We start from the raw sequence: 11,979 nt of genomic DNA on the forward strand, positions 1-11,979 counted from the left end.
TAGTGCCACTATTTTGCAGTCGTGAAGCCTGTGCGGGCCTCACGACTGAAATAGTTTCTTACAGGCCTGGCAGGCGCTGGCGAATCTGTTCCACGACTGTATCGAGCGTCCCGCTTTCATTGGTCTGGACGCGCTTGCTGCAGAGGATTTCCGCAGGTGTCAGCGCTTCACGGCTGGCTTGCTGGGCAGCGATAACAGCCAGGGTGGCGTCGGATGGGTCTTTCTTGTCTGCCTGACGCATGGCCAGCCAGCTTTCGATCACGGCCTGTGGCGCATTGCAGTCGAGGATCAGGAAGGGGGTGCCTGTGGCTTCGGCAACCTTCGCGGCACTGTCACGCTGATCACGCTTGAGGTAAGTGGCGTCGACCACCACCGGGAAGCCCGCACGCAGGATGACGTCGGCGATTTCATGCAGGCGGGCATAGGTCGCCGCGCTGGCGTCGGCGCTATAGATACCGGCCTGTACGTTATTCTCGACGGTTTGCTCGCCGAACAGGCGCTTGCGCTCGACATCGGAGCGCAGGCGAATCGCGCCCAGGGCTTCGACCAGACGCATGGCGACATGGCTCTTGCCGACGGCGGAAATACCGTGGGTGATGGCCATGAAACGCGAAGGAATGGTGCTGTAGCTTTCCGCCAGGTTGGCGTAGTTGCGGTATTGGCGCAGGGTCGTGGCGCGCTGCACGGCAGTGGCTTCGGCCGGCATGCTGAACAGGGCAACCTTGGCACGAACCAGTGCGCGGTAGGCTTTATAGAAGTTCAGCAGTTCGAGGCCGCGATAGTCGCCGGTCAACTCCAGGTACTGGCTGATGAAACGACGCGCCAGGCACTTCAGGCCGCGATCTTCCAGGTCCATCGCCAGGAAGCCGGTGTCGGCATAAACGTCGGTAAAGCGAAACGGTTCGTTGAATTCGATGCAGTCGAAGATCACGACCTTGCCGTCGATCACGGTGGCGTTACCCAAGTGGATATCACCGTGGCATTCACGAATGAAGCCTTCGGCCTTGCGCTGGGCGAACAGCGGTTTGAGGCGTTCAAAGCTGCTTTCGGCCCAGGCTTGCAGGGCGTCGAGTTGCAGCAGGTCGGCTTTGTCGCTGAGGAACGGACGGATCTGTTCGAAGTTCTGTCGCACCGGCGCCATGACGCTGTCCGGGGTGCCGGCTTCGTGCCCGGCTGGCACTTTCGGTGCGCTGAGGTGGAAGCGGGCGATTTGCTCGGCCATCTCGTCGATGTGCGCGGTGGTCAGTTCGCCATTGGCTTGAAGGGTGCTGAGCAAGCCGTTTTGCGGGAACTGGCGCATTTTCAGTACATATTCGATGGCCGGGCCTTCGCCACCCAGTTGCGGAGCCTCGGCACTGCCGGTGACGGGCAGCACTTCGAGGTACAAATCGTCGGTCAGACGCTGGTTCAGGCGCAGTTCTTCGGCGCAAAAGTGTTCGCGAGCCTCAAGGCTGGTGAAGTCGAGAAAACCGAAATTGACCGGCTTCTTCACTTTATAGGCGTAGGGGCCGGTGAGCAGTACCCAGGAAATATGGGTCTCGATGACCTGGAATCCCTCTACAGGATGCGGGTAGAGGGCAGGGTTTTGCAGGGCAGCGATCAGGGACTGGCTCACAGGCGATCCTTCAGAGTCTGGAAAATCAAGGCGGCCATTATGGCGGTAAGTCCGCTTGACGCAAACCTCGGAGCGCTCCTGTTGAGTATGAATAAAGTGCGTATAATCCGCCGCCATGACTCGTACTCGAACTCCCCGCACCCCAAAGAAACCACCCTCCAGGGGCCTGCGCCCGTGGTTGGGCTGGGCCATTAAACTCAGTCTGGTCGGCCTGGTAGTGCTGGCCGGATTCGCCGTTTACCTTGATGCAATCGTCCAGGAGAAGTTCTCCGGCAAGCGCTGGACCATTCCGGCCAAGGTTTACGCGCGTCCGCTCGAGCTGTTCGTCGGACAAAAGCTGAGCAGGGATGATTTCCTGACTGAACTCGATGCCCTGGGCTATCGCCGTGAAAGCGTGGCCAATGGTCCGGGGGCGGCGTCGGTCAACGGCAATACCGTTGATCTGAATACCCGTGGCTTCCAGTTCTATGAAGGTATGGAACAAGCGCAACCGGTACGGGTGCGTTTCTCCGGCGATTACGTGGCCGAGTTGGCGGGGGCAAAAGGCTCGAAACTGTCGGTGGTGCGCCTGGAGCCGCTGCTGATCGGCGGCCTGTACCCGAAGAACCTCGAAGACCGGATTCTGATCAAGATCGATCAGGTGCCGCCGTATTTGCTTGAAACGCTGGTGGCGGTCGAGGATCGCGATTTTTATCATCACTTTGGTGTTTCGCCGAAGTCGATCGCCCGTGCAATCTGGGTCAACGGTTCGTCCGGTCGCATGCGCCAGGGTGGCAGTACCCTGACTCAGCAGTTGGTCAAAAACTTCTACCTGACCAACGAGCGCAGCCTGAACCGCAAACTCACCGAAGCGATGATGGCACTGCTGCTTGAGGTGCATTACGACAAGCGCGAAATCCTTGAGGCTTACCTCAACGAAGTATTTATCGGGCAGGACGGTCAGCGCGCGGTGCACGGTTTCGGTCTGGCCAGCCAGTTCTTCTTCAGCCAGCCGCTGGCCGAGCTCAAGCTGCATCAGGTCGCACTGCTGGTAGGCATGGTCAAAGGGCCTTCTGCCTATAACCCGCGTCGTTATCCGGAGCGTGCCCTTGAACGGCGCAACCTGGTGCTCGATGTGCTGCAAGAGCAGGGCGTCGCGACTGCCGAGCAGGTTGAGGCAGCGAAGAAAATGCCACTGGGCGTGACCAAGCGCGGCAGTCTGGCGGACAGCTCGTTCCCCGGCTTCCTCGATCTGGTCAAGCGTCAGTTGCGCCAAGACTATCGCGACGAAGACTTGACCGAAGAAGGTCTGCGGATCTTCACCAGTTTCGACCCGATCCTGCAGATGAAGGCTGAAGCGTCGGTCAACGACACCTTCAAGCGTCTGGCGGGGCGCAAGGGTTCCGATGACGTCGAAGCGGCAATGGTCGTGACCAACCCGGAGACCGGTGAGGTGCAGGCCATGATCGGCAGTCGCCAGGCCAGTTTTGCCGGGTTCAACCGGGCGCTGGACGCTGTGCGGCCGATCGGCTCGCTGATCAAGCCGGCGGTTTACCTGACCGCGTTGGAGAAACCAAGCCAGTACACATTGACCAGTTGGCTGTCGGATGAATCCTTCTCGGTCAAGGGGGCGGACGGTCAGGTCTGGAAGCCGCAGAACTACGATCGTCGCTCCCACGGTACGGTCTTCCTCTATCAAGGCCTGGCGCATTCCTACAACCTGTCGACCGCGCGTCTCGGTTTGGCGGTCGGTGTGCCGAACGTATTGAAGACGGTGGAGCGCCTGGGGGTGTCTCGTGAGTTCCCGGCTTTCCCGTCGATGTTGCTCGGCGCTGGCGGCATGACGCCCATCGAAGTGGCGACCATGTACCAGACCCTCGCCAACGGCGGCTTCAATACGCCGATGCGCGGGATTCGAAGCGTGCTGACTGCCGAGGGCGAGCCGCTCAAGCGTTATCCGTTCCAGATTCAGCAACGTTTCGATCCGGCCTCCATTTACCTGATCCAGAGCGCCATGCAGCGCGTGATGCGTGAAGGTACCGGCAGCTCGGTTTACAGCGTGTTGCCAAGGACCCTGACTCTGGCGGGTAAAACCGGCACCAGTAACGATTCGCGGGACAGTTGGTTTGCCGGTTTCAGTCAGGACTTGCTGGCGGTGGTCTGGCTGGGTCGCGACGACAACGGCAAGACGCCATTCACCGGCGCTACCGGGGCCTTGCAGGTCTGGACCAGTTTCATGCGCAAGGCCGACCCGTTGCCGCTGGACATGCCGCAGCCGGATAATATCGTCCAGGCCTGGGTTGATTCGCGAACCGGGCAAGGTTCTGACGCTGGTTGCCCGGGTGCCGTGCAGATGCCGTATATTCGCGGCAGCGAACCGCCTCCCGGTGCCGCTTGCGGTGGTGAAAACCCTGCCGAGACGGTGATGGATTGGGTCAAGGGCTGGATGAATTAAGCAAAGAGGGTTTCAAGTGAACAAGTGGTTGATTCCAGCGGTTGCCGCCGTAGCTTTGCTCAGCGGTTGCTCTAGCGTACAACGTGGCTCGATTCCGGTTGTGGATTCCGGCACCGCCGTGTCCAATAGTGAGCGGATCTCGGCCAATGGCGGCTTCCGCCAGACGACCGTCAAGCGCCCTGCGCAAGGCCAGTCGCAGACCCAGGCAATACCGCAAGGTGATAGCGGCGTCGTGGTGATGGTGCCAGGCGCAGCAACGACTTCGACACCGATCAGCACCGCGCCGATTACCCCGGGTCCGATCACGCCGGGGCCGATTGACACGTCGCCGGTCCAGTCGGCGCCGATCAATCAGGGCAACTACAGCATGCCGTCGTCGCCAAGCGGGATTCCATCGGCCAGTGCGGGCGGACTATCTGCCGACGAGCAACTGGACGGCCCGGTGCTGGCCTTGCTGACCACCGCTCAACAGCAACAGGCGGGCGGTGATCTCAATGGTGCCTCCTCCAGCCTCGAACGCGCCCAGCGCGTTGCACCGCGTGAACCGCAGGTGCTTTACCGTCTGGCCCAGGTGCGCATGGCTCAGGGCGATGCCGCCCAGGCCGAGCAGTTCGCTCGCCGTGGGCTGACCCTTGCCAATGGCCGTCCAGCTCTTCAGGCCAACTTGTGGGAGCTGATTTCCCAGGCGCGTGAAAAACAGGGTGACTCCCAGGGCGCGGCATTGGCTCGTCAGAAGGCCAAGGTAACGCTGTGATGGACGCGCGCTTTCTGAAAATCGCCGATCAACTGTTGTTGATCGAGCGCGAGTTGCGGGTGCTAGGGTGGTGGGATGAAGTCTCGCCATCTGTCGAAGCGCTTTCCAGTGTCGAGCCGTTTTCGGTCGATACACTGGATTTCGAGCAGTGGCTGCAATGGATCTTCCTGCCGCGCATGAAGATGATCCTTGAGCAGGATTTGCCGCTACCCAATGCTTCGGGCATTCAGGAAATGGCTGAAATGGTCTTTGCCGGACGCAATGTCCAGGGCAAGGATCGGCAGTTGCAGGAATTGCTCAAACAGTTTGATCAGTTGATCACAGCGTCTCGCTGAGCCAGAAGCTGCCAGCGTCCGCTGGCAGTTGTCCACAATCTCTCTCTATTTTGTCGGCTATTGCAGGGTAAGTGCATGCGGGTGCCAATTTTTTGCCAAAAGTTGCGCAATCGAAGCTAACACAGGGCTGATTTACAGGTTTTTTCTTGCGTTCTCATGTGCTTACTAGAATAAAGCACATAGACGACTTGACTTGCGAAGGGCGAAACAGAAGAATCCAAAGTCCGCTGTACAGGGACTGCCAGAAGCAGACCCTCTCGGCAGATCATGAGGCGCCTATCCGCGTCGACCTGTTACACCCGCAACGCGTTACCTCGCGCTGGGTGGGAAAGGCCCGCAACACTTGGGACGATCCCAATACTTGCTCAGTCAGTGCTGACGTAGTCGGCGACCACCGTCGCTCATGCTCTGCCGAGAAGTAAACCTATTAAGACCCGTCCCATTTTTCGTGGGCGGTATTCTGGCGTTTTAGAGGTGAGCAACGTGGAGCTTTTATCTGGCGGTGAGATGCTCGTCCGCTTTTTGCGCGACGAAGGCGTCAAATATATCTACGGGTACCCGGGTGGTGCTCTTCTTCATGTCTACGATGCCCTGTTCAAAGAACCGGAAGTGACCCACATCCTGGTTCGTCACGAGCAAGCGGCTACCCATATGGCTGACGGCTATGCCCGTGCCACCGGTAAAGCCGGTGTGGTACTGGTGACTTCCGGGCCGGGCGCGACAAACGCCATCACCGGTATTGCCACGGCGTACATGGACTCCATTCCGATGGTGGTCATTTCCGGCCAGGTGCCGAGCACCATGGTTGGCACCGACGCATTCCAGGAAACCGACATGATCGGTATCTCCCGGCCGATCGTGAAACACAGCTTCATGATCAAGCACGCGTCGGAAATCCCGGAAGTCATGAAGAAGGCCTTCTACCTGGCGCAATCCGGTCGTCCTGGCCCGGTCGTTGTCGATATTCCGAAAGACATGACCAACCCGGCCGAGAAGTTCGAATACGTCTTCCCGAAAAAAGCCAAGCTGCGCTCCTACAGCCCGGCTGTTCGTGGTCACTCCGGTCAAATCCGCAAGGCGGCAGAAATGCTCCTGGCGGCCAAGCGCCCAGTCTTGTACTCGGGCGGCGGCGTGATCCTCGGCGGTGGTTCTGCACCACTGACCGAACTGGCGAAGATGCTCAACCTGCCAGTGACCAATACCCTGATGGGCCTCGGTGGCTACCCTGGCACCGACCGTCAGTTCATCGGCATGCTCGGCATGCACGGCAGCTACACCGCCAACCTGGCGATGCACCATGCTGACGTGATCCTCGCTGTCGGCGCGCGTTTCGACGACCGTGTCATCAACGGTGCCTCGAAGTTCTGCCCGAACGCCAAGATCATTCACATCGACATCGACCCGGCTTCGATCTCCAAGACCATCAAGGCCGATGTGCCTATCGTTGGTCCGGTCGAGAGTGTCCTGACCGAAATGGTCGCGATCCTCAAGGAAATCGGCGAGACCCCGAACAAGGAGTCCGTTGCCAGCTGGTGGAAGCAGGTTGATGAGTGGCGTGGTGATCGCGGCCTGTTCCCTTATGACAAGGGCGACGGCAGCGTCATCAAGCCGCAGACCGTGATCGAAACCCTGTGCGAAGTGACCAAGGGGGATGCCTTTGTAGCTTCCGATGTGGGTCAGCATCAAATGTTCGCGGCGCAGTACTACAAGTTCAACAAGCCGAACCGCTGGATCAACTCCGGTGGCCTGGGCACCATGGGCTTCGGTTTCCCGGCGGCCATGGGGATCAAGTTGAGCTTTCCGGATGATGAAGTCGTCTGCGTTACGGGTGAAGGCAGCATCCAGATGAACATTCAGGAGCTGTCGACCTGCCTGCAATACGATTTGCCGGTAAAGATCGTCATCCTGAACAACGGTGTGTTGGGCATGGTTCGCCAGTGGCAGGACATGAGCTACGGCAGCCGTCACTCTCATTCCTACATGGAATCGCTGCCTGACTTCGTCAAGCTGGCGGAGGCTTATGGTCACGTTGGTGTGCGCATCACCGATTCGAAAGATTTGAAGTCGAAGATGGAAGAAGCGTTCGCCATGAAAGATCGCCTGGTGGTGATCGATATTTCGGTCGATACCAGCGAGCACGTCTACCCGATGCAGATCAAAGACGGCTCCATGCGCGATATGTGGCTGAGCAAGACGGAGCGTACCTAATCATGCGGCACATTATTTCCTTGCTTCTGGAAAACGAACCCGGCGCTCTGTCTCGTGTAGTCGGCCTGTTCTCGCAGCGCAACTACAACATCGAAAGCCTGACCGTGGCTCCAACCGAAGACCCGACTCTGTCGCGTCTGACGCTGACCACCGTTGGTCACGATGAGGTCATCGAGCAGATCACCAAGAACCTGAACAAGCTGATCGAAGTGGTAAAGCTGGTCGACCTGTCGGAGAGTGCTCACATCGAGCGCGAACTGATGCTGGTCAAGGTCAAGGCCACCGGCGCCCAGCGCGCCGAGATCAAGCGCACTACCGATATTTACCGTGGACAGATCGTCGATGTCAGCGCCAGCGTGTATACCGTTCAACTGACCGGTACCAGCGACAAGCTCGACAGCTTCATTCAGTCCATTGGCACCGCATCGATTCTGGAAACCGTCCGTAGTGGCGTGACCGGCATTGCCCGCGGCGACAAAGTACTCAGCATCTAAACCAAATTAGCGAACGGCCTGAACGGCCTGATATAGGGGAAATTCATGAAAGTTTTCTACGATAAAGACTGCGACCTGTCGATCATCCAGGGCAAGAAAGTTGCCATCATCGGTTACGGTTCCCAGGGCCACGCTCAAGCGTGCAACCTGAAAGATTCCGGCGTTGACGTGACTGTCGGCCTGCGTAAAGGTTCGGCTACCGTTGCCAAGGCTGAAGCCCACGGCCTGAAAGTGACCGACGTTGCTTCCGCTGTTGCAGCTGCCGACCTGGTCATGATCCTGACCCCGGACGAATTCCAGTCCTCCCTGTACAAGAACGAAATCGAGCCGAATATCAAGAAGGGCGCCACCCTGGCCTTCTCCCACGGCTTCGCGATCCACTACAACCAGGTTGTGCCGCGCGCTGACCTCGACGTGATCATGATCGCGCCGAAGGCTCCAGGCCACACCGTACGTTCCGAGTTCGTGAAGGGCGGCGGTATCCCTGACCTGATCGCGATCTACCAGGACGCCTCGGGCAACGCCAAGAACGTCGCTCTGTCCTACGCTGCCGGCGTCGGTGGCGGTCGTACCGGCATCATCGAAACCACCTTCAAGGACGAGACCGAAACCGACCTGTTCGGCGAACAAGCCGTTCTGTGCGGCGGTACCGTTGAGCTGGTCAAAGCCGGTTTCGAAACCCTGGTTGAAGCTGGCTACGCGCCGGAAATGGCCTACTTCGAGTGCCTGCACGAACTGAAGCTGATCGTTGACCTCATGTACGAAGGCGGTATCGCCAACATGAACTACTCGATCTCCAACAACGCCGAATACGGCGAGTACGTGACCGGCCCTGAAGTCATCAACGCCGAATCCCGTCAGGCCATGCGCAACGCCCTGAAACGTATTCAGGACGGCGAATACGCCAAGATGTTCATCAGCGAAGGCGCTACCGGCTATCCTTCGATGACCGCCAAGCGTCGTAACAACGCCGCTCACGGTATCGAAATCATCGGCGAGCAACTGCGCTCCATGATGCCGTGGATCGGTGCCAACAAGATCGTCGACAAAGCCAAAAACTAAGTCACGCCCTTGTACGAAAAACGCGGCTTAGGCCGCGTTTTTTCGTTTGGGAGGCCGGTTCTGGTATAAAGCTGCATCGTTTGCGGCCGAACCGTCGTCCCAGACACCTGTCCAGACTTTCCACCCCGTTGCAAGGTAATGTCCATGAGCGAACGCCCCGAAGAGCCAAACCAGGCTTCTGACGCCGAAAGCCTGCTGCCCATCGATGAACATGTCGAGGAAGGGCATGACGCTGAAGGTCGTAAAGTCCGGCATCGTGGTATCTATCTTCTGCCGAATCTGTTCACCACTGCGAACCTGTTCGCAGGGTTCTATTCCATCATCAACTCGATGAGCGCCCAGGCGGCCCTGAGTGCTGGTGACTCGGCCAATGCGAGCAAGTACTTTGCGTTTGCCGCCATCGCCATTTTCGTCGCGATGGTACTCGATGGCCTCGATGGGCGCGTGGCCCGCATGACCAATACCCAGAGCGCGTTCGGTGCCGAGTACGACTCGTTGTCGGACATGGTTGCCTTTGGTGTGGCGCCGGCATTGCTGGCCTTCGGCTGGGCCCTGGGCGACATGGGCAAGGTCGGCTGGATGGTTGCCTTCCTTTATGTCGCGGGTGCGGCGCTACGTCTTGCGCGTTTCAACACTCAAGTCGGTACGGCGGACAAGCGCTACTTCATCGGCCTGGCCAGTCCTGCGGCGGCGGGTGTGGTTGCAGGCATCGTCTGGGCGTTCAGCGATTACGGTATCCAGGGGTCGAAGATGTCCTTCCTGGTTGCATTGATGGTTGCTGCGGCCGGTATGCTGATGGTCAGTAATATCAAGTACAACAGCTTCAAGGAACTGGATTTGAAAGGCCGTGTGCCGTTCGTGGCGATCCTCGCGGTAGTGCTGGTGTTCGCAGTGGTGTTCAGTGATCCGCCGCGCATTCTGCTGCTGGTTTTCCTCGCCTATGCAGCATCCGGCCCGGTGCAGTACTTGTTACATCTTCGTCGGCGCAAAAGCGCCGAGTGATGTAATTTCCCTCATACTCCGCAGTCTGTTGGTGCATCTGTTCTCCAAAGCTGCGGAGTAGCCATGCTGATCAAAGTCTCCAAAGCGTCCGACTGCCATGAGTCGGACGTCACGCCAGAATCCCTCTATCTATCTCGACGCAATGTGCTGGGTGCCACGGTTGCCGGCTTCGCTCTGGGCAGCCTGCCGCTATGGGCCAGCGCTGGCGATGGTTCGCGTTACCCGGATGTTGAGCCTGGCAAGGCGCCTTCCTGGTTCAGCGAAAAACTCCCGGCCACCCAGTGGGGGGCGGTCAACGTCAAGGATGAGGCGATCACGCCGTTCAAGGATGCGACTCACTACAACAATTTCTACGAGTTCGGCACCGACAAAGGTGATCCGGCCGCCAACGCCGGCACGCTGAAGACGGAGCCGTGGTCGGTGGTAGTGGATGGGGAGGTGGGCAAGCCTGGGCGGTATGCACTCGAAGACTTCATGAAACCGTATCAGCTGGAGGAGCGAATCTACCGTTTGCGCTGTGTGGAAGCCTGGTCGATGGTCATACCCTGGATCGGTTTTCCGCTCTCGGCTTTGCTCAAGGAAGTCGAGCCGACCTCGAAAGCCAGATTCATCCGCTTCGAAACCCTGCAGGATCCCAAAAGCATGCCGGGTCAGCGCTCCGGTTTTGCCTTGATCGACTGGCCGTATATAGAAGGCTTGCGTCTGGATGAGGCGATGAACCCGTTGGCGATTCTTGCGGTAGGCATGTACGGGCGTGAGTTGCCTAATCAAAACGGTGCGCCGTTGCGTTTGGTGGTGCCCTGGAAATATGGCTTCAAGAGCATCAAGTCCATCGTGCGCATCAGTCTGGTCAGCGAGCAGCCGAAAACCACCTGGCAGAGCATTGCCGCGGATGAATATGGCTTTTATGCGAACGTGAATCCCACGGTTGACCATCCTCGCTGGACTCAGGCACGTGAACGCCGCCTGCCCAGTGGCTTGTTCAAGCCTAATGTGCGCGACACGCAAATGTTCAACGGCTATTCAGAGGAAGTCGCCTCTCTATATACGGGGCTCGACCTGAGGAAGAACTACTGATGCGCTATCCGTTTTGGCGTATCGGTGTCTTTGTCGTGGTGCTGGTGTGGCCGCTGCTGTGGTTGTACCAGGCCTGGGGGGATGTCCTCGGGCCGGATCCGGGCAAGGTGCTGGTCGATCGACTGGGTTTGGGGGCGCTTGTTCTGCTGCTCGTAATCTTGAGCTTGACGCCTTTGCAGAAACTCACCGGTTGGGCGGGCTGGAATGTCATGCGGCGACAGTTGGGATTGTGGTGTTTTGCCTATGTGCTGCTCCACCTCGTTAGTTATTGCGCATTCATTCTTGGTTTTGACTGGTCGCAGCTGGGTGTCGAATTACGCAAGCGGCCTTACATTATTGTCGGGGCGCTGGGCTTTCTTGGTTTGCTGGCCTTGGCGGTGACGTCCAATCGATACAGTCAGCGGCGATTGGGGGCGAGCTGGAAGAAGTTGCATCGCTTGGCGTATGTCATTCTCGGGCTTGGATTGCTGCATATGCTCTGGATTGTGCGCGCCGACCTCAAGGAGTGGGTGATCTATGCATCTATAGGTGCATTGCTGTTAGTGCTGCGGCTACCGCCTTTGGCTCGTCGAATTCCGTGTTTAATGGCTAGAAAGGCCTCTTCTGCCAAAAAGGCGTAAATAGTGGTTGACGGCAGATTTTGGGAGCCTATAATTCGCCCCACTTCCGGCGCAGTCGAAACGGAAAACTCCTTGGCAAACAATGAGTTACGCAGTTTTCGGCAGCAAGTTGCTTCAGGTCATCGAAGCCAAAAGGAAGTTGAAAAAGAGGTGTTGACAGCAGCGTGTAACGCTGTAGAATTCGCCTCCCGCTGATGAGAGATCTGAGGCGCAAGTGGTTGAAGTTGAAAAGGAAACTTGGAAAACTTCAGAAAATAATCACTTGACAGCAAATGAGGCTGCTGTAGAATGCGCGCCTCGGTTGAGACGAAAGATCTTAACCAACCGCTCTTTAACAACTGAATCAAGCAATTCGTGTGGGTGCTTGTGGAGTCAGAC

The 11,979-nt window shown here is 58.2% G+C and carries 10 protein-coding genes; 9 read left to right on the forward strand and 1 reads right to left on the reverse strand.

Annotated elements, in window-relative coordinates; translation table 11 throughout:
* Positions 1 to 58: 58 nt before the first annotated feature.
* Entirely contained in the window at positions 59 to 1,615 is a 1,557-nt protein-coding gene (locus KW849_RS27585) for a bifunctional aminoglycoside phosphotransferase/ATP-binding protein (protein WP_218432573.1), read from the reverse strand.
* A gap of 115 nt (positions 1,616 to 1,730) precedes the next feature.
* Between KW849_RS27585 and mrcB the strand changes: the two genes are divergently transcribed.
* The 9 genes from mrcB to msrQ all read left to right on the forward strand — a co-directional run bounded on the left by mrcB (position 1,731) and on the right by msrQ (position 11,601).
* Positions 1,731 to 4,049 carry a penicillin-binding protein 1B gene (gene mrcB, locus KW849_RS27590; protein ID WP_218432574.1) on the forward strand — a complete coding sequence of 773 codons (2,319 nt, stop codon included), beginning with the start codon at positions 1,731 to 1,733 and terminating at the stop codon, positions 4,047 to 4,049.
* Between the two features lie 16 nt (positions 4,050 to 4,065).
* Entirely contained in the window at positions 4,066 to 4,803 is a 738-nt protein-coding gene (locus tag KW849_RS27595; protein WP_218432575.1) for a hypothetical protein, read from the forward strand.
* Positions 4,803 to 5,138: a YqcC family protein gene (locus KW849_RS27600; protein ID WP_218432576.1), complete on the forward strand. Its 336-nt coding sequence runs from the start codon at positions 4,803 to 4,805 to the stop codon at positions 5,136 to 5,138. The genes KW849_RS27595 and KW849_RS27600 overlap by 1 nt, the downstream gene beginning before the upstream one ends.
* Positions 5,139 to 5,621: 483 nt before the next feature.
* Positions 5,622 to 7,346, forward strand: a complete 1,725-nt coding sequence (locus tag KW849_RS27605) for an acetolactate synthase 3 large subunit (RefSeq protein WP_218432578.1) — start codon at positions 5,622 to 5,624, stop codon at positions 7,344 to 7,346.
* A gap of 2 nt (positions 7,347 to 7,348) precedes the next feature.
* Positions 7,349 to 7,840, forward strand: coding sequence for an acetolactate synthase small subunit (ilvN, locus tag KW849_RS27610; protein WP_003176102.1), 492 nt, complete (start codon positions 7,349 to 7,351; stop codon positions 7,838 to 7,840).
* Positions 7,841 to 7,885: 45 nt separating this feature from the next.
* The gene (gene ilvC / locus KW849_RS27615) at positions 7,886 to 8,902 is read left to right on the forward strand and encodes a ketol-acid reductoisomerase (protein ID WP_003228216.1); all 1,017 of its coding nucleotides are present in this window, start codon (positions 7,886 to 7,888) and stop codon (positions 8,900 to 8,902) included.
* A 144-nt stretch (positions 8,903 to 9,046) separates the two neighbouring features.
* A complete protein-coding gene (pssA, locus tag KW849_RS27620) occupies positions 9,047 to 9,904 on the forward strand; it encodes a CDP-diacylglycerol--serine O-phosphatidyltransferase (protein WP_108216478.1) in 858 nt (285 codons plus the stop codon).
* 63 nt (positions 9,905 to 9,967) lie between these two features.
* The gene (gene msrP / locus KW849_RS27625; protein ID WP_218432579.1) at positions 9,968 to 10,981 is read left to right on the forward strand and encodes a protein-methionine-sulfoxide reductase catalytic subunit MsrP; all 1,014 of its coding nucleotides are present in this window, start codon (positions 9,968 to 9,970) and stop codon (positions 10,979 to 10,981) included.
* Complete coding sequence (msrQ, locus tag KW849_RS27630) at positions 10,981 to 11,601, forward strand: protein-methionine-sulfoxide reductase heme-binding subunit MsrQ (RefSeq protein ID WP_218432580.1); 621 nt, start codon at positions 10,981 to 10,983, stop codon at positions 11,599 to 11,601. The genes msrP and msrQ overlap by 1 nt, the downstream gene beginning before the upstream one ends.
* Positions 11,602 to 11,979: the final 378 nt, after the last annotated feature.

Origin of the sequence: Pseudomonas sp. PDM26, assembly GCF_019219185.1 — a bacterium.
Classification (GTDB): domain Bacteria; phylum Pseudomonadota; class Gammaproteobacteria; order Pseudomonadales; family Pseudomonadaceae; genus Aquipseudomonas.